Here is a 17,160-nt window from a genome sequence, read left to right as displayed (position 1 = left end):
TTGAATATTTGGCGTATTAAGGCTTTGGTTTTGACGGCTTCAAGGCTAATTGGCTTGGGCTTTATTCCATAGTAGTAACTACTCTTCATCACGCCAAACAGCTTGCACAGAAGGCTTTTATTGACCTGTTTGTCTTGCTCTGCAAGCTGACTGATTAGCGATAGCCGTTCAGGCTGTCCAAGGCCAACAGAGCAGAAGCCTTTTTTAAGATGTCGCGCTCCATAGTCAGCCGTTTAACCTGTTTACGCAGCTCTTGGAGCTCTCGCTGCTCATCTGTTAAGGCGTTGCCGACTTTAGGTGCTTCGCCATTTATTTCTTGACGGTACTGAGTCAGCCATTTCTGCAGGGTAGATTTGCCAATACCCAGTGAGCTTGCCACATCTGGTATTTTACGTTTGTGATCAGTGACTAAGCTGATGGCTTCAAGTTTAAATTCTCGGGTATATTGGTTGCGTTTGTTGGTCATACTATTTTCCTTCTTTGGGTTAGTATAACCTCTTAGCAGCTGTCCAAGTTTATTATGCCACTACACTCAATACAATGTCTGTTTTTTTGTCTACTATTAACCCGCTCTTACAACCCATATTAGCGATACCAATAGGTATTTTTGCTATCAACTTTGTCTTTTAGACACATGAGCAACAACAAAAAGCCCACAGAGATATTCCCAACCCTTTGATATCTTTAGTCAGCTTATCTGATGAATGAGTCAACTTCAGTCATCTATCACTTTTTATCCACAAGCTATCTGTATTTCAAGTATAAGATAATGCTATCAAACTTCTAATTTATATTATTACTAAATGCCTATTTCTTACTGTCTTTCTTTTTGACAATAACTTTATGTTGTCGATAATATAGATGAGCTTAAAAAATACTTGTTCAAAAACTGTCTTTGGTATGATCATGATATATCTTGCACCTATTTGCGCTACCACGCTTGCTATCGTAAAACGATGGAACCCTTCGCTGTTAGTAGTGCCACTGTGTGTACTACTCGTAGGCTGTGATAGTGCCTCTTCGAATACCGGCAAAGAGATGGTATCTACATTTGCCTCGACCAATGCGCAAGATACTTCGGAGTCAATGCAAGATGACAGTGCTGACGTCTCAAACCTTGATAGTGAATTGAACGAAGTAGTAGAAGGACAGTCACTGATTGCAGCGGCTCAATCCAGCAGTGATACGTACACAAACACCTCTACGAGGCTGTCAGAATCGAAAAGCAGTATGCTGCAAGCGACACTGATGGGAGATTATGGTGGCATGGTGTCTTGTTTGGATTGTGACAGTATCGACGTCACCTTGAATCTGTTTGCTGATGGTTCTGTCCTAAAGGCAAGCTCCTATCATAATCCTGAGCAGCCACGACTACCTCTATTAGAGTCAGGTATCTATCGTCAAGACAACGACAAAATTACCATTGTTTATGAAGGTAAAAATATCGAAACCTATCATATCCAAGACAACCATCTGATATTGATGGATGAATATAAAAATCTGAACAATGACTACACTTTGTCGCGTAAATAACGCGTAAATAAATAGTATTGATGTGGCTGTTAAAAATAGATATATGAAACATACAGCAATAATCAAGGTATAACACAACGTCAAAACAGCCAAATCTCATTGGTTAAATAGCGCCTATTTGTTAGGCGTTTTTTATTGGTCATCGAACAACGTTTACTTTACAATGATTGCTTATATGCCACACTGCTACCGTAGCCATGGATTATCAAATCCATTACTGATAACAGCGAAGCATATAAAGATATATCGTTGACTCACTCTCTATCCTTTTTATTCAAGCTCGTACGGAACGTCTATGCATATTCATATTCTTGGTATTTGTGGTACTTTTATGGGCTCACTTGCCTTATTGGCGCGCGAGCTTGGGCATACAGTCACAGGTTCAGATGCCAATGTCTATCCTCCTATGTCCACTCAACTCGAAAATGCTGGCGTCACTATCGAAGCAGGCTATCTGGTGGCGCATTTGCAACCAACGCCAGATTTGGTCGTCGTTGGAAACGCGATGAAGCGTGGCATGGATGTGATTGAGTATATGTTAGATACTGGTATGCGCTATACCTCAGGCCCGCAATTTTTATCTGAGCAAGTGTTACAGTCTCGCCATGTGATAGCCGTTGCGGGTACCCATGGTAAAACCACCACCACCACCATGCTTGCTTGGATATTGCATTATGCTGGTATCGATACTGGGTTTTTGATTGGCGGTGTACCGTTGGTCGATACGACTGATGAGCGTCTACAACAAGTCTTTGCGCACAGCAGTTATTTGGGCGCAGAAAAGGCGAGTGAGGATAGCTCAGATACTGGCTATTTTGTCATTGAAGCCGATGAGTATGACTCTGCATTTTTTGATAAGCGTTCAAAGTTTGTGCATTATCGCCCACGCACCGCTATTTTGAACAATCTTGAGTTTGATCATGCGGATATTTTTGCGGATCTCAATGCAATTCAAACTCAGTTTCATCATATGGTGCGTATGATTCCCAGCACTGGCAAAATCATTATGCCAGCCGCGACCATCAGTTTAGAAGATACGCTAGCAAAAGGGGTTTGGACGCCTGTTTGGCGTACCGCCGTCATCGACTCTACTTTATCTGATACGAGTGACAATGAACGTACTCTAAAAGATAGTAGCGATTGGCAGGCTGAGCTCATTAGCGCAGATGGTAGCCAGTTCAGAGTCAGTTTTGCGGCTGATAAAGACGCAGCAGCCATTGTAGAATGGGCAATGAGCGGTATCCATAATGTTAATAATGCCTTGGTTGCAGTCGCCGCCGCTTACGACGTTGGTGTCAGCGTCTCTACTGCTTGTGCTGCTTTATCTACCTTTGCTGGAATCAAGCGCCGAATGGAGCTGATCGGTGACGTCAACGATATCTTAGTCTTTGATGATTTTGCCCATCATCCAACAGCCATCACGACCACCTTAGATGGTGCCAAAAAGAAACTGGCGGGTAGACGCATTTGGGCCATTATTGAACCGCGTAGTAACACCATGAAAATGGGCATTCACCAAGACAGCTTGGCCCAATCAGCCGCACTCGCTGACCATACATTATGGTATGAGCCGACTGGACTAGAATGGGGCCTAAGAGACGTCATCGAACAAGCCAATGTAGCAAACCCAAATATGGGCAACCAACAAGTGCTATCGAGCACGGATGCTATCATTGAACATATCAGCCATCATGCAAAAGCGGGGGATGCAATTGTGGTCATGTCCAATGGTGGTTTTGAAGGGATTCATCAGCGTCTATTAACGGCTCTACGTAATAAATAGCTGAGCTGGATAAATCTTATTAAAAATTAAAGCGTGGCATCGTTATCGACGAGCCACGTTTTTTTGGTTTTAATGAGCATCAATCACGACCAACGTTTGCGACTTTACTACCTTTGTAACCTTTCGTTTACCTATTGCCCTTACGCGATAGCAAATCGGACTTTTTTATCACATAGCCCCTACAGTAGTAACATTTTAGGCTTACTTTTGCGCCTGACGACTGTTTACAATAGAGTCATTAAAACTTGTAACTCATTATAAATATTACGAATATTAGGAGAATAACAATGGGATGGATTGGAGCAATTATTGTAGGTCTGGTCGCAGGTCTATTAGCACGTGCTATCAAACCAGGCAGTGACCCTATGGGTTGGATTATGACTATCGTACTGGGTATCGTCGGTGCTTTAGTTGGTGGTTTACTGGCTAACCTAGTCGGTATCGACGCTGATGGCGGTTTTACTGGTCTTATCTTCTCAGTAATTGGTGCGATTATTCTGCTGTTCTTGTATGAAATGATCGTAAGCAAACGCCGTGCATAATTAGTTGTACATGATCTTAGCTAATTAAAATACCATACAAACAAAGCCTTGCGTTAAGCAGGGCTTTGTTGTGCGATTCACTCTCAAAATGTAGATATTCTTAGCTCATAGAACGCCTTATGAGTGCAAAAGTATTGATAAGCATTACTTTTGTCCCCATTTATCTTATAATATTAACCCTATTTTGTTCTTATCATTGAGGTGAGCGTTATGGCACTACTCCCTATCTTAAATTATCCAGATCCCCGCTTGCGTACGATTGCCAAGCCTGTCAAGGAAGTGACTGCTGAAATCAAAACCTTAATCGCAGACATGATCGAGACGATGTATGATGCTCAAGGCATTGGGCTTGCGGCCAGTCAAGTGGATCAACATATTCAGCTTATCGTCATGGATTTATCTGAAGATAAAACGTCACCTAGGGTCTTTATCAACCCAAAAGTCACGCCATTGGTAGAAGAAAAGCAACCGTATGAAGAAGGCTGTTTATCCGTTCCTGAGGTTTATGATAGCGTTGAACGTCCAAACAAAGTACGTATTGAAGCCTTGGATGAGAATGGCGAAAAAATTGACGAAGAAGTAGAAGGCTTACTCGCGGTATGTATCCAACATGAGATGGATCACCTAAATGGTGTCATATTCGTCGATTATTTATCGCGTCTAAAACAGACTCGTGCTCGCGATAAAGTACGTAAAGTCGTCAAAATACGTGAAAAACAAGAAGCACAACCAGCTGAAAAACAGTCACAAACCATCAATTCTTAACTTTCTATTCTTTGTACTTATTCTTTATATTACGTCTTTACCCTTTACATAATTATGCCTGCGGTGAGTGTTAATATTTAACATTCACTGTTTGACAGTAATTTTTCTCACAGATGCTGTTTTCATCAAAGGTTTACTACTATGACAATGATCAAAATTGACCAATATTTTGACCCTGCCAGCTGGCAGAAATTTACCAAAGTGGCTGAAGGTCGCGAGACCCCTTTTTTGGTAGTTGACCTTAGCCGTATCGAAACAAAATATCATGAAATGGTGAGCCTGTTCCCTAATGCAAAATTGCATTATGCAATGAAAGCGAGCCCTGCTGTAGAAGTGATCGACTTACTGGCAAACCTTGGTTCAAACTTTGACTGTGCGTCTATCTATGAGCTTGATCGCGTGCTTAACTGCGGTGTTGAGCCATCACGCATCTCGTATGGCAATACCATCAAAAAAGCCGATCACGTCAAGTATGCCTTTGAAAAAGGTATTGATCTGTATGCGACTGACTCAGAAGCCGATCTAAAAAACATTGCCAAACATGCTCCAGGTTCTAAGATATTTGTTCGTATCTTGGTACAAGGATCAGAGACAGCAGAATGGCCGCTATCACGTAAGTTTGGTTGTCATCCAAACATGGCGATTGATTTGTTGGTTCAAGCGCGTGAATTGGGCTTGGTTCCTTATGGCATCTCGTTCCATGTTGGTAGCCAGCAAAAAGACGTCGCAGCATGGGATGATGCGTTAGCCAAAGTTAAATATATGTTTGACTGGATGAAGAACGAAGAAGATATTAAGCTGCAAATGATTAATTTGGGCGGCGGCTTCCCAACCAACTACATTAGCGAAGTCAACCCTATCAAGGTTTACGCTGAAGAGATTACCCGCTATCTGACTGATGACTACAATGAAGATGAAATGCCTGAGATTATTTTAGAGCCAGGTCGTTCATTGGTTGGTGGTTCAGGGGTATTGGTCAGTGATGTGGTGCTCATCTCTCGCAAGTCTGACACTGATTTGACTCGCTGGGTATATACCGACGTTGGTCTATTTCAAGGCTTGATCGAGACGTTGGGTGAAGCCATCAAATACCCTGTCTATACGCCTAAGATGGAAAACTCTACCAGTGAGGGTACGGTAATATTGGCAGGTCCAACCTGTGACTCAACGGATATTATGTATGAAGAAGCAGGCTATCAGCTACCAGAAGAGCTTGAGATTGGTGATAAAATCTACTGGCTCACCACTGGTGCTTATACCAACTCTTACTCATCGGTAGAGTTCAATGGTTTTCCGCCATTAGAAGTGATTTATATTGACTAGGTAGGGCATATCCTCAATTCAAACGATAGTTATCTAACTGGGCTAAAAATGGCTAAATTTTGCCAAAAATCGTCAAATAGCTGGTCAATATCTCGATATTATCTACACTATTTTTCTCGTTTGACGGCAATTTATCTCATTTTTATCTCCATTTTTGAAATGAGGATACACCCTATTTATTATAAATAGTCATCCATAAAAAAGCGCGGCGCTGTTAATCACAGTGTCGCGCTTTTTTGTGCTTGTTTAGCCGTATCATTGATAACTGGCTACTGTACCAAGAGTGAAATAGGCACACTGTTATTACTACTGATTGCCTGATTACCACCATAGCTGGTACTTTGGTTTTGACTGGTTTGTGAAATCTGACCAATCGTAATCCACTGTCCGCGAGGCACGATAATCGTACTATTCAAACGTTGACTTTGAATAGCATTATTAGCCGAACTGCTGCGATTATAAGGCGAATTGGATTGCACCAGTGTTTCTTCCACTTGAGCTAGCTGTACTTCAACTTGGCCAGTAGGCAACAGTCTTGGTGTTACTGCAATTCCCTGTGTCGTTGGTAGCAGTACTTGCTGCTGAATAATAATCTGTGGCTTTAGATTATAGTTATTTGCATAGCGATTGCTACTATAAGCCTGAGTTAAGGAGTAGAGCGTGCCAGTACTAATGCTCGCTGCACTGCCAGATAAGTTTTTTATTTGGTATGAATTACTGCCCTGCTGCTGACTGTTCCTTTGATTAATGATACCTGACCCTTGGATACCACGATTAGTAATAATAACCTGCCCTTGCTGGATATTATTCTGTGTGCTGCTGTTATTGCCGACACGCACTGTGACGGTTAGCGCCTGTGGCTGACGATCAATCTGAGTCAATAGCTGTTGCACTGCCTGATAATTAGCCGCTGTGGTGTTCAGTACTAATTTGTCTTGATAAGTTGTGACTGTACCGCCATCACGACTGCTGTTTAACTGCTGACGCACCGCAGGTAGTAATGTGTCACCGCCATAAGTATGAATAACATAGGTCTGATAAGTGGTGGCTTGAACAACGACAGGCAGAGCCACCAGACTGATCGCCAAGACTGTTTGACCTGCATAGCCAATATTTTTACTAGCAGTAATAGCACTGCTAAGCACCGTTATCAAACTCCGTCTAAACGTATTCATGTTTGGCTCCTAGCAGCGACTCATCATTTATTGAGATTTAAAGCATGTTGAAGACACGCCTTAACCATTTAACCCTAACACGTCTTGCATATTGTACTGCCCTACTTCTTGCTGAATAATCCAAGTCGCAGCGCGCACAGCACCAGCGGCGAAGGTCATGCGCGCGCGTGCACGGTGGGTAATCTCAACGACTTCACCATCCGCGATAAACATCACGGTATGATCGCCGATGATTTCACCACCACGAATCGCATGGATACCAATCGTACCTGCTTCGCGTTCGCCCGTTTGTCCTTCTCGGCCATAAACAGCGACGTCTTTTAGATTCTGTCCACGAGCTTCAGCGACAGCTTCTGCCATCATATAAGCGGTACCTGATGGCGCGTCGATTTTATGCTTATGGTGTGCCTCGATGACTTCTACATCCGCGTCATTACCAAATGCTTTTGCTGCCATCCCTAGTAGCTTCAATGACAGATTCACGCCCGTTGAGTAATTACCTGCATAAACAATCGCAATCTGCTCACTCGCCTTTGCTAATACGTGCTCTTGCTGCTCATTAAAGCCTGTCGTACCAATGACCATCGCAACATTATGCTCAGCACAAATCTGCATATTCTGTTCAGTCGCATCAGGTAAGCTGAAATCAATCAGTACGTCGATGTCATTTACGACTGTCTTTAGATCATCGACAATCTGCACATCCAAGTGCCCGATAGCCGCAACTTCACCGGCATCAGCCCCTACTAGGCTCGATCCTTGACGTTCAATCGCTGCGCTTAATATCGTTTGCTTGTTGTCTTTTACTGCTTCGATAAGCATACGGCCCATACGACCACCCGCTCCAATGACACCGACTTTGATGGTTTGTTCTTTTACTTGTTGATTCATATCTTTGTCCTAAATGCTTTGTTTTTAGTAAAGGTGCTTTTAAATACTATTTATCGTAAGTTTAGCAAATATCCCTACCCGAGTGGCTTTTTATACACTCAGCAAAAAGCCCAATAGTTTCACGTGAAACTATTGGGCTAAAAACAATGACGTTGTTCAGTTAAGCAAAACTATCAGTCAAATAGCTCGCCAATCTTTTTGAAGAATGATTTTTTATGCGGTGACTGTTGATGCTTACTATCACCGTCCAAAGTATCTTGGAATTGACGTAACAAGTCTTTTTGCTCGCGCGTCAGATTCACTGGCGTCTCGATGACGACACGGCAAATCAAATCACCTTTCATGGTCGTGCGAACTGGCGTCACGCCTTTGCCGCGCACACGTAGCAACTTACCACTTTGCGTGCCTTCGGCAACCTTGATTTTCACTTTGCCATCTAAGGTTGGAATTTCAACTTCTTTGCCCAATGCGGCATCAGTGATGCTAACTGGCACATCCATATATAGATCAGCGCCTTGACGGGTAAAGACATTGTGCTGTTTGACGCGTACTTCGACATACAAATCGCCGTTTTGCACGCCCGCGCCGCCCGCTTCGCCTTCGCCTGCTAGACGGACGCGATCACCATCATCGACGCCAGCTGGGATAGAGACTTCTAGCGTACGTGATTTGTCTTTGACGCCATTACCATGACAATCAGAACAAGGGTTTCTGATTTGTTTGCCCGTACCACCGCAATGAGGGCAAGCTTGCTGTACGGCAAAGAAGCCCTGCTGCATGCGCACTTGGCCTTGTCCATGACAGGTCTGACAGGTCACGACATCAGAAGCATTTTTTGCCCCTTTACCATCACAGGTATCACAAGGCGCAGGAGCGGTAAAGCTGATTTCTTTTTTGCAGCCACGTACCGCTTCTTCTAAAGTTAGCTCAATCACATAGCGCAAATCAGAGCCACGGCGCGAACGTCCGCCACCGCCGCCGCCACGCTGCTGACCGAAGATATCGCCGAAGTTACCAAAGATATCGCCAAAGATATCTTGGAAGTTACCGCCGCCTGCGCCGCCGAAGCCGCCGCCACCCATGCCGTTTTCAAAGGCTGCATGACCCATGCGATCGTAGGCTGAGCGTTTTTCTGCATCGCTCAGTACTTCATAAGCCATTGATGCTTCTTTGAACTTGTCTTCAGAATCAGGATCATCAGAGTTGCGATCTGGATGGTATTTCATGGCAAGCTTACGGTAGGCTCGCTTAATTTCTTTGCTATCAGCGGTCTTGCTGACACCTAATATTTCATAAAAATCGCGCTTACTCATGCTCTCTCCTATCGTCTTTACAGTCACACCGGCTCGTCAAGTCATCCGCGCTACTCAATGATGGTCTCAATCTTATACGTCTTAATCTTATGCGCAGTCAGTCTTACTTTTATACACAGTCATCTTCTAACGTTTCACATGAAACATAGTGAAGCACAATGTCACAGAATAAGCACACTTGGATTTAACGAACAAATACGGTGGGGGCTGCTTAGCCAAATCAATTATAAAAAGTTTGCGCTATTTATGGAGATGGTCGGCTGATTTATCAAGCGCTTAACTGATGAAATTAGCAGTTAGCCTAGCTGAGTCAAAATACAAACGATTTATTAAGGTTACGGCAAAGCTTTTCATACCTGAACAATGCCCAGTCGTGCTAATATTTGTCGCCATATCTATGGTCATCTATACTCATAATGATGACGTTTGCGACAAGGTCCCATGTCTTATGAAAAAGCTGGTTGTTCTATTAATCATCATTGCGGTAGCCATTTATGCAGGCTCGCCTTACTACAGCGCGTATCAGCTCAAAAATGCCTACGATGACAAAGACGGTGCCACTATTGCAGCGGCCATTGACTATGACCAAGTGCGGCCTAGTGTGCAAAACCAATTGACCAGTCAGTTTACGGCGACGATGACCCAATATCCGTTAGTGTCTCAGCTGGGCGGCGAGCCTTTGACCGAGGCTGCCAATAGTTTTATCGCAAAAGCCGTTGATGGTGCCATCACCCCGCAGAATATTGAAAAGGTTATCAATACGCAGGGTCAGGCCAATACAGCGACCAAAGAATTGGCAGCGGCATGGGCTATCGCGAGCAATCAGGTCAATTTAAAAAACTTGATCCAGACCTTAATCACTCAGCGCGGCGATGTCGATGCAGTGGTCAAAAGCCAAATGCAGGAAATCATGACAAAACAAGCCGCTGAACTTGAGAAACAAGTGGCTCAAGGCTCTGATAGTGACAAACCTAAGCTGAGCTATTGCGGTATTAATTGCTTCACTATCAGCGGACAAGTTAAAGGCTATCCACTCACGATAGAGATGCAACGTGAAGGTTTGATTAACTGGAAAATCGTCGATATCGTGTTGCCGTAAATTATTTAAGACAGCTTTTGAGATGCAAAAATGTCTGAATAGAACCATAAAAAACCGCCTTATGAACTGATTCATAAGGCGGTTTTTTATTACTGTGCTTAACCGTCTAATACCTTAAGTTTTTGAATTACTGAAGCACTTAACCCTACCAATCGATTATTCAACACCCAAGAATTCTAGAAATTCTGGACTTTCAAAACTCGCCTGATATAGCACGCCATCTTCACGATAGATGGCAGGCGTCGCCATTACCGCGAGTCCAGCTGCTTTTTCACGGTTCGGCGTTATATGATCGGTGTTACAGCTCGCTGGTGCAGGCGTCATCTGACCCGCTAGCATTGCTTTGTCAAAAGCTTTGCGGCGACTACTTTCATCAGCTTGACACCAAATACCACGCATTTGCGCAGGTGATGCCTCGTATATCGGATAGCCGATAACGTTGACGGTGACACCTTTTGTATTGAGCATTGGTATCTGTTGATGCAATCGACGGCAGTACGGACAATTCACATCATCAGCCACATAGATGACAGCGCGCTCTTTGCTAGTCGCAGGATAGGTAATCAGTTGGCTCTTATCCAACGTCGCAAACACAGACTGGTTTTTTAGTGATTCAAACGCTTCGTCAAGCCCAATAAACTGGCCATTTTCGATGACAGATATCTCGCCATCGGTGATGTACTGCGCATCATCTGATAATAAAAAAGGTACGCCTTCTAACGTCGCCCCCCAAATAACACCAGGTACGGCCGTATAGAAAAACGGTGTTTTAGCACTCATGTTTTTCAGCGCTGCCATATTCGCTAGCATGTCAGATTTGACGCTAGCACTGACAGGTTTGCCTACCTGCGCACTCGTGCTGCGTGCTGGTGTTTTGGTCACTACCCGCTTGCTTGGATTCTTTTGTAGCTCACCTTGGATGACATATCTACCATCTTCAGTGATATGCAAAGGCAACTGCCCAGCCAAATTGACTTGATACATATTGGGTAAGTTAGAAGGCTCAATAGAGGTGATTTGCGTTTTGATACCTGCCTGAGCCAGTAATTGGCGCAAGCGACTGTCAACAGATTTACTTACTGTGCCAGTATCTTGAGGGCTTTGAGCACTTTGACTGACATTCTTACTGGTAGCATCATTAGCACTAGGCTCAGCACATGCAGTCGTTGCCAACAGTATGGTACTGATTAGACCAGCAGATTTTAATACGGATAATTTCACAGAGACAGTCCTATCTGATTTGTAATAATGACAGTATTTAATGACGATAGTGTTTAATAGCGATGGTTTTTAATAACCACATTGTTCATGCCCGCCACGTGGCATAACAAGTACCATATTATGTAAATATAGAGATTAAAGAGGTGAGAAGACTTTAGCACAAGGACAATGATTTCAAAGTATTAAAGGCTCAGTTTTGCAAAATTGCTACCTAGCTTTAAGAGATAGGCAACACATACTGCCCTGAAAATGAACGAAAAAAAGCAGCACACTGTTTAGTGGCTGCTCATTTTAGAAATATGCTTACGAGTTATTTTAAAGCGAAATCATTTTAAAGCGAAATCATCTCAAATCGAAAAAAGTAACGACTTAAAACTTAGCAACTTCTTCTGGTGTTAAGAAACGACTGTCGCCTTTCTCTAACCCTTCTAAATTGATATGACCAATGCTGGCACGATGTAGCTCAGTCACTCGATTGCCAAAATAACCCATCATACGTTTAACTTGATGATATTTGCCTTGCTCTAACGTCAGGCGCGCATGTGTTGCATCGATGAACTCAAGAACCGCAGGTTTGGTTTCTTCGTGATCACCTTCTAGCAAGATACCTTCCGCCACTTCTTTGACTGCATTGGCCTGAGCATCGCTATCCATTGCATCAGCTAAGGTAAGCTCATATGTTTTTGCATGCTCGTGCTTAGGACTGGTCACACGATGTAGCCAACCACCGTCATCACTGATCAGCAGCGCACCAGTAGTATCGACATCGAGGCGACCAGCAATGCGTAAGCTACCAAGCTCTGGAACTGAAATCAGCTCAGTAACGATAGGGTATTCTTTGGCCTTTAGCGTACATTCAAAACCTTCAGGTTTATGAAGTAAAATATAACGATTGCCCGCTGCTACCGAGAGTGGTTCGCCGCCCCACATCACTTCGTCATTGACGATATCGACATGCAAACCAGGATCCTTAACAACCTGCTCGTTCACCATAATCTCACCAGCGTGCATGATTTTTTTGGATTCTTTACGTGACAGCTCAGTGGCTTTACTAATAAATTTATCTAGACGCATACTATTTACTACCATCCATTTTATGATACCTACTCTACCTCGGTATACTCAGTTCTATCTAAATTAGAGAGGATGTCAGGCTAATGTCGTCTACTGTTTGTAGTCCTTTCACTAGTCGTCCTTGTCTCTAAATTATCTTGAACCGACTATAGCAGCAACGCAGGCACTCACATTGAGCTTGCATCGCTATCTTCACGGGTAAGAAGTGGTACTATAATAAAAATTAAATAAACACTGCGCCAAATATGGACGACAGTGAAAGTAAGACAAGTTTACCATATCCAACCTAGACCTGATGAAATATGAGCTATCAAACACTAAAACGTACCGTCACTGCTCGCTTAGAAATCAAGAAATCTGAGTTTATTGCTTACGCTTATCCCGTAGCGTCACGCGAGGATGCAATGTTTCACGTGGAACAACTACGAGAAAAATATCCCGATGCCCGTCACCACTGCTGGGCTTATATCATTGGCGATCCAAATAACACCACCAGTGCTGGCTTTGATGATGATGGTGAGCCAAATGGCACGGCAGGACGCCCGATATTAAATGTCTTGCAGCACAAATCTATCGGCAATGTCATTATCATCGTGGTGCGCTATTTCGGTGGTATTAAGTTAGGCGCAGGTGGTCTGACCCGTGCGTATGCAGGCTCAGCGCAAGCGGCCGTTGACCAGATGACATTAAGCCCTTATGTCCCAATGGCACAAGTACAGATATTGGCAGAGTTTGCCACCGAAGCCCAATGTCGTTACGTCGTCGATAGCCTAAATGGCAGTATCGATGACGTCGTTTATAGTAAGCAAGTAACACTGACCGTGACACTCGCTGAGGCAGATATTAACAGTTTAAAAGAACGCTTGGCGATGGATGGGCGGGTGTTGGATAAGCCCTGAATAATGCATGATGCTAATTGATTGCTTTTCAGTATTTACTTTTGAATAACTGTTTTTAAGCGTCTACTTTGCAGTGGTTGTTTTAAATAGCTGTTTTAAGTGACTGCTATTGAGTAGCTGATATTGAATAGCTAACATTGAGTATCCATGCGTTCACTGAAAAGCATTGGTTTTGGCCATTGCCATCGGTATGATAAGCCATTGCTTTTTAACAATAATTAAATAAGAGCCATTTATGTCTGTTTCAAAATCGAACAAGCCATTCTCTCCAGCCCCTTTCAAACCGCCATTTTGGCTGACCAATCCTCATCTACAAAGCATCTTACCCAAATTCTTTGCTCCAAAAGCACCAACCTATCGCCGCGTGGTGATGCAAGATTCCTTAAGTGAAACCGATATTGCTTACGACTTTTATGATGCGCATCCTATCGATACAGCAACAGATGGCGAGCTTGAGCAAACGCCATTGATTGTGCTATTTCATGGTATGGAAGGCAGCAGCGATAGTCATTATGCTCGCGCGCTAGCATACCAAATGCATGCGCAAGGCTGGCATTTTGTGGTGGTGCACTTTCGTAGTTGTGGCGGTATTCCAGCTAATGGTCGAGTTTTTTATAATGCGGGTGATACTGCCGAGGTGCATCACGCGCTACAAAACTTACGTGCGCAGTATGCCAATATCTATGCGGCTGGCGTGTCACTCGGTGGTAATGCACTGGCCAAATATATGGGCGAGTATGGTGACGAAGCCATCTGCAAAGGCGCTGCGGTCATCTCTGCTCCCGTAGATATGTCGTCAGCGGCCATTACCATGCACAGCTTTTTGAGTCATCGTATCTATACGCCTTATTTGCTCAATCCAATTATCAAAAAAGCGTTGGCCAATGATCTGAGCAAAGACGAAATCAACTCTATCAAATCGGCCAATCGTATCAGTGATTTTGATGATATTTTCACCGCACCCCGTCATGGCTATCGCTCTAAAAACGATTATTATCATACGTCCTCTGCCCTACCATATCTAAGAGATGTCACACGTCCACTATTACTGATTAGCGCAAAAGACGATCCTTTTATCGGCTTTACCGCCACGCCAAACGATGTCTCCGATAGTGTCACTATTTTGGATACCGCGCATGGTGGTCATATTGGCTATCTGCGTTATCGCTCAGACAGTCATTCAGAAAATGGCACAGACAGTTCTTCAGTAAACAGGCAATCGACTGATGATAAATCTAATGTTAAGCCATCTGGAACCAATGGTAAAAAAGCAAAAACCTCAAAGTTCGATATCAACTGGATACCCGAGACTGTCAGTGCCTATTTTAATCATATTGGCGTGGCTTCTATTAGGGCGTGTCCTCAATTCAATCGATAGTTATCTAAATGGGTTAAAAATGGCTAAATCTTGCCAAACGGTGTCAAATAGCTGACTAATATCTCGATATTATCTGCGCTATTTTCCTTGTTTGACTGCGATTTATCTCATTTTTATCACCATTTTTAAAATGAGGACACGCCCTAGAGAACCTTATCAAGATGCGGTCTCTGACAACAAATAATCATTGCCATATATGACAAAATAATAACGCCAACGTTTATAAACTTTTGAGAGTGTTTCATGTATCCATTTATCCGTTATGCCAGCACCATCGCCCATGCGGCACTGCAAGTGAAAAAAGGCAATGCCTTAACCTTTAAAGAGACAAGTGAGATTCAATTTCGCTGCCGCTTATCTGATATCGATAACTTTTTGGAGATGAATAATGGCCGCGTTTTAACCCTCTATGATTTGGGACGCACCGACTTTGCGGTACGGACTGGGCTTGGCAAACACTTACTCAAGCAGCGCTGGGGTTTGGTCGTCGCTGGCAGTACCATCCAATATCGCAAGCGCATTCGCGCCTTTCAAAAAGTCACCCTAAAGACCAAAATCGTTGGCTTCGATGAGCGCTGGATGTATATCGAGCAGTCCATGTGGGTCAAGGGCCAGCCCTGCTCCTCTGCCCTACTGCGTACTGGCGTGACTGAAGGTGGCAAAGTCATCGAGACAGCGCGTATCTTATCGGTATTGGGGCAATCTGATTGGCAGTTACCACCGAGTGGCTATGTGGCAGAGTGGATCATCAGTGATGCTGACCGACCTTGGCCGCCAACGGAGTAGTGGCAAGAAATCTTAACTTAAAACAACTCTTACTAGGGCCTGTCCCCATTTTGAAAATGGCGATAAAAATGAGATAAATTGCCGTCAAACGAGGAAAATAGTGCAGATAATATCGAGATATTGATCAACTATTTGACGATGTTTGGCAAAATTTAGCTATTTTTAGCCCATTTAGAGAACACTCGTTTGAATTGAGGACACGCCCTAAGCGTTTATTGAAAGCACGTCACAAACAAGCCACCTTATGGCTACTATTGCATAACAATACATTATATAAATAAATATATTAAATGTTAGGATGGTAGTGAGTTTGACACTCAACCAAATACTATCTAATTAAAAATAGTCTCATAAGGAAAATAATATGATTAATAATACGGATTACGTCGGTACGCTATTCGACAATAGCGAATCGAATCCAAGCAAAATCACCTTGGCTTTTACCATGGCAGGTGTGGCACTTAAAAAAGGACACTCTGCCTCAGTAATATTGATGGTAGATGCCGTACATTTGGCATTGCCCAACGCGTTGGCAAAAGTGGATATCGGTGCACCGTTTGAACCTGCTGGCGAGTTACTAGAAGCCTTTATCGAAAAAGGTGGCCAAGTATTAGTCTGTAGTGCCTGTATGAAACATAACGGTATCGGAGAGTCAGCCATCGACAAGCGCTTCACGGTTATCAGTGGTGATGACGTGGTTGAGCTGCTGATGAATGCGAAGGGGTCTTTGCAGTTGAGTTAGTAGCAAACGTTAAAACGTAAAGTTATAGGAATGGGTCAGTTTTCTTAAATATCACTTTGATAATTTGGGAAGGTGACTCATTTTTTATAGAATAAATTAGCTCTTGAATCGTTTTTGTCATCGTAAGTTCGAAGACAGTTATGCGACCACTGTTATGCTCATTTTGCCTTCATTTGGTTGTCACTGATTTGAACTCTATACCGCTTCTCCTAGATGAGTAAGGATACTTATGAAATTTCGATATGCGCGACACACCAATAATTTGGACAACCTTATCAATTTTTATCAGAACATTATTGGACTGGAAAAGCTTGGCGATTTCAAAAACCATAATGATTACGATGGTGTTTTTTTAGGATTTCCCAATCAGGATTGGCATATGGAGTTTACCTATTCCGCTAATAAAGCAAACCATCATCCTGACAGGGACGATTTGATCGTATTTTACTTAGATAGCAAAGAGGAAATCCAAACCATTATAGGTAAAGCGAAACAGGCAGATATACTACCAATCACCTCACAAAATCCTTATTGGCATGAAAAAGGTATCGAGTTGACTGATCCAGACGGATTCGGCGTCATCCTAACGATAAAGCCGCTTAGTTAAAGGATTAGAGTCAGTTCGCATTCAGCTTA

The 17,160-nt window shown here is 43.3% G+C and carries 17 protein-coding genes; 11 read left to right on the top strand and 6 right to left on the bottom strand.

Annotation, left to right across the window (positions count from 1 at the left end):
* Positions 1 to 154 precede the first annotated feature (154 nt).
* The gene (locus tag QL982_RS07640) at positions 155 to 466 is read right to left on the bottom strand and encodes a transposase (protein WP_290166129.1); all 312 of its coding nucleotides are present in this window, start codon (positions 464 to 466) and stop codon (positions 155 to 157) included.
* Between the two features lie 440 nt (positions 467 to 906).
* On the opposite strand from QL982_RS07640, the gene QL982_RS07635 reads away from it, so the two are divergent.
* From QL982_RS07635 to QL982_RS07615, 5 genes are all read left to right on the top strand, one after another.
* Positions 907 to 1,533: a copper resistance protein NlpE N-terminal domain-containing protein gene (locus tag QL982_RS07635; RefSeq protein ID WP_290190256.1), complete on the top strand. Its 627-nt coding sequence runs from the start codon at positions 907 to 909 to the stop codon at positions 1,531 to 1,533.
* A 295-nt stretch (positions 1,534 to 1,828) separates the two neighbouring features.
* Positions 1,829 to 3,316, top strand: a complete 1,488-nt coding sequence (gene mpl, locus QL982_RS07630) for a UDP-N-acetylmuramate:L-alanyl-gamma-D-glutamyl-meso-diaminopimelate ligase (RefSeq protein ID WP_290163244.1) — start codon at positions 1,829 to 1,831, stop codon at positions 3,314 to 3,316.
* Between the two features lie 287 nt (positions 3,317 to 3,603).
* Positions 3,604 to 3,858: a GlsB/YeaQ/YmgE family stress response membrane protein gene (locus tag QL982_RS07625; RefSeq protein ID WP_290190255.1), complete on the top strand. Its 255-nt coding sequence runs from the start codon at positions 3,604 to 3,606 to the stop codon at positions 3,856 to 3,858.
* A gap of 210 nt (positions 3,859 to 4,068) precedes the next feature.
* Positions 4,069 to 4,623 (top strand): peptide deformylase, encoded by a 555-nt coding sequence (gene def, locus QL982_RS07620; protein ID WP_290163248.1) that lies wholly within the window; start codon positions 4,069 to 4,071, stop codon positions 4,621 to 4,623.
* A 147-nt stretch (positions 4,624 to 4,770) separates the two neighbouring features.
* The gene (locus tag QL982_RS07615) at positions 4,771 to 5,946 is read left to right on the top strand and encodes a type III PLP-dependent enzyme (protein ID WP_290163271.1); all 1,176 of its coding nucleotides are present in this window, start codon (positions 4,771 to 4,773) and stop codon (positions 5,944 to 5,946) included.
* A 269-nt stretch (positions 5,947 to 6,215) separates the two neighbouring features.
* Here QL982_RS07615 and QL982_RS07610 read toward each other — a convergent pair whose 3' ends face one another.
* The 3 genes from QL982_RS07610 to dnaJ all read right to left on the bottom strand — a co-directional run bounded on the left by QL982_RS07610 (position 6,216) and on the right by dnaJ (position 9,325).
* On the bottom strand, positions 6,216 to 7,121 hold the full coding sequence (locus QL982_RS07610) for a hypothetical protein (RefSeq protein ID WP_290163250.1): 906 nt from the start codon (positions 7,119 to 7,121) through the stop codon (positions 6,216 to 6,218).
* A gap of 60 nt (positions 7,122 to 7,181) precedes the next feature.
* Positions 7,182 to 8,012 (bottom strand): 4-hydroxy-tetrahydrodipicolinate reductase, encoded by an 831-nt coding sequence (gene dapB, locus QL982_RS07605; protein ID WP_290163252.1) that lies wholly within the window; start codon positions 8,010 to 8,012, stop codon positions 7,182 to 7,184.
* 173 nt (positions 8,013 to 8,185) lie between these two features.
* The gene (gene dnaJ / locus QL982_RS07600; protein WP_290163254.1) at positions 8,186 to 9,325 is read right to left on the bottom strand and encodes a molecular chaperone DnaJ; all 1,140 of its coding nucleotides are present in this window, start codon (positions 9,323 to 9,325) and stop codon (positions 8,186 to 8,188) included.
* Between the two features lie 448 nt (positions 9,326 to 9,773).
* Here dnaJ and QL982_RS07595 point away from each other — a divergent pair, with 448 nt between their 5' ends.
* Positions 9,774 to 10,424, top strand: a complete 651-nt coding sequence (locus QL982_RS07595) for a DUF2939 domain-containing protein (RefSeq protein ID WP_290163256.1) — start codon at positions 9,774 to 9,776, stop codon at positions 10,422 to 10,424.
* 156 nt (positions 10,425 to 10,580) lie between these two features.
* Here the strand turns inward: QL982_RS07595 and QL982_RS07590 are convergent, their stop codons facing one another.
* Positions 10,581 to 11,645: a disulfide isomerase DsbC N-terminal domain-containing protein gene (locus QL982_RS07590; protein ID WP_290163261.1), complete on the bottom strand. Its 1,065-nt coding sequence runs from the start codon at positions 11,643 to 11,645 to the stop codon at positions 10,581 to 10,583.
* A gap of 369 nt (positions 11,646 to 12,014) precedes the next feature.
* Positions 12,015 to 12,719, bottom strand: a complete 705-nt coding sequence (locus QL982_RS07585; protein ID WP_197099524.1) for a 16S rRNA pseudouridine(516) synthase — start codon at positions 12,717 to 12,719, stop codon at positions 12,015 to 12,017.
* Positions 12,720 to 13,021: 302 nt separating this feature from the next.
* Between QL982_RS07585 and QL982_RS07580 the strand changes: the two genes are divergently transcribed.
* The 5 genes from QL982_RS07580 (at position 13,022) to QL982_RS07560 (ending at position 17,131) form a co-directional block, all read left to right on the top strand.
* Entirely contained in the window at positions 13,022 to 13,618 is a 597-nt protein-coding gene (locus QL982_RS07580; RefSeq protein ID WP_290163264.1) for a YigZ family protein, read from the top strand.
* A gap of 235 nt (positions 13,619 to 13,853) precedes the next feature.
* Positions 13,854 to 14,996 carry an alpha/beta fold hydrolase gene (locus tag QL982_RS07575; protein WP_290163266.1) on the top strand — a complete coding sequence of 381 codons (1,143 nt, stop codon included), beginning with the start codon at positions 13,854 to 13,856 and terminating at the stop codon, positions 14,994 to 14,996.
* 243 nt (positions 14,997 to 15,239) lie between these two features.
* A complete protein-coding gene (locus QL982_RS07570; RefSeq protein WP_290166194.1) occupies positions 15,240 to 15,782 on the top strand; it encodes an acyl-CoA thioesterase in 543 nt (180 codons plus the stop codon).
* Positions 15,783 to 16,146: 364 nt separating this feature from the next.
* Positions 16,147 to 16,524 carry a DsrE family protein gene (locus QL982_RS07565; protein WP_197099517.1) on the top strand — a complete coding sequence of 126 codons (378 nt, stop codon included), beginning with the start codon at positions 16,147 to 16,149 and terminating at the stop codon, positions 16,522 to 16,524.
* A gap of 229 nt (positions 16,525 to 16,753) precedes the next feature.
* Positions 16,754 to 17,131, top strand: coding sequence for a VOC family protein (locus tag QL982_RS07560; protein ID WP_290164287.1), 378 nt, complete (start codon positions 16,754 to 16,756; stop codon positions 17,129 to 17,131).
* Positions 17,132 to 17,160: the final 29 nt, after the last annotated feature.

The organism is Psychrobacter sp. 5A.1 (genome assembly GCF_030407455.1).
Taxonomy (GTDB): Bacteria; Pseudomonadota; Gammaproteobacteria; order Pseudomonadales; family Moraxellaceae; genus Psychrobacter.
The sequence above is the reverse complement of the archived record's forward strand: the minus strand, read 5'-3'. Positions and strand labels throughout refer to the sequence as shown.

Bases quoted from the DNA above. Each gene is read 5' to 3' on its own strand.
- QL982_RS07635 (WP_290190256.1), top strand. From the start codon at position 907: ATGATATATCTTGCACCTATTTGCGCTACCACGCTTGCTATCGTAAAA.
- def (WP_290163248.1), top strand. From the start codon at position 4,069: ATGGCACTACTCCCTATCTTAAATTATCCAGATCCCCGCTTGCGTACG.
- QL982_RS07570 (WP_290166194.1), top strand. From the start codon at position 15,240: ATGTATCCATTTATCCGTTATGCCAGCACCATCGCCCATGCGGCACTG.
- QL982_RS07585 (WP_197099524.1), bottom strand. From the start codon at position 12,719: ATGCGTCTAGATAAATTTATTAGTAAAGCCACTGAGCTGTCACGTAAA.
- QL982_RS07595 (WP_290163256.1), top strand. From the start codon at position 9,774: ATGAAAAAGCTGGTTGTTCTATTAATCATCATTGCGGTAGCCATTTAT.
- QL982_RS07640 (WP_290166129.1), bottom strand. From the start codon at position 466: ATGACCAACAAACGCAACCAATATACCCGAGAATTTAAACTTGAAGCC.
- QL982_RS07615 (WP_290163271.1), top strand. From the start codon at position 4,771: ATGATCAAAATTGACCAATATTTTGACCCTGCCAGCTGGCAGAAATTT.
- QL982_RS07575 (WP_290163266.1), top strand. From the start codon at position 13,854: ATGTCTGTTTCAAAATCGAACAAGCCATTCTCTCCAGCCCCTTTCAAA.
- QL982_RS07560 (WP_290164287.1), top strand. From the start codon at position 16,754: ATGAAATTTCGATATGCGCGACACACCAATAATTTGGACAACCTTATC.
- mpl (WP_290163244.1), top strand. From the start codon at position 1,829: ATGCATATTCATATTCTTGGTATTTGTGGTACTTTTATGGGCTCACTT.
- QL982_RS07565 (WP_197099517.1), top strand. From the start codon at position 16,147: ATGATTAATAATACGGATTACGTCGGTACGCTATTCGACAATAGCGAA.
- QL982_RS07580 (WP_290163264.1), top strand. From the start codon at position 13,022: ATGAGCTATCAAACACTAAAACGTACCGTCACTGCTCGCTTAGAAATC.
- QL982_RS07625 (WP_290190255.1), top strand. From the start codon at position 3,604: ATGGGATGGATTGGAGCAATTATTGTAGGTCTGGTCGCAGGTCTATTA.
- dnaJ (WP_290163254.1), bottom strand. From the start codon at position 9,325: ATGAGTAAGCGCGATTTTTATGAAATATTAGGTGTCAGCAAGACCGCT.
- QL982_RS07610 (WP_290163250.1), bottom strand. From the start codon at position 7,121: ATGAATACGTTTAGACGGAGTTTGATAACGGTGCTTAGCAGTGCTATT.
- dapB (WP_290163252.1), bottom strand. From the start codon at position 8,012: ATGAATCAACAAGTAAAAGAACAAACCATCAAAGTCGGTGTCATTGGA.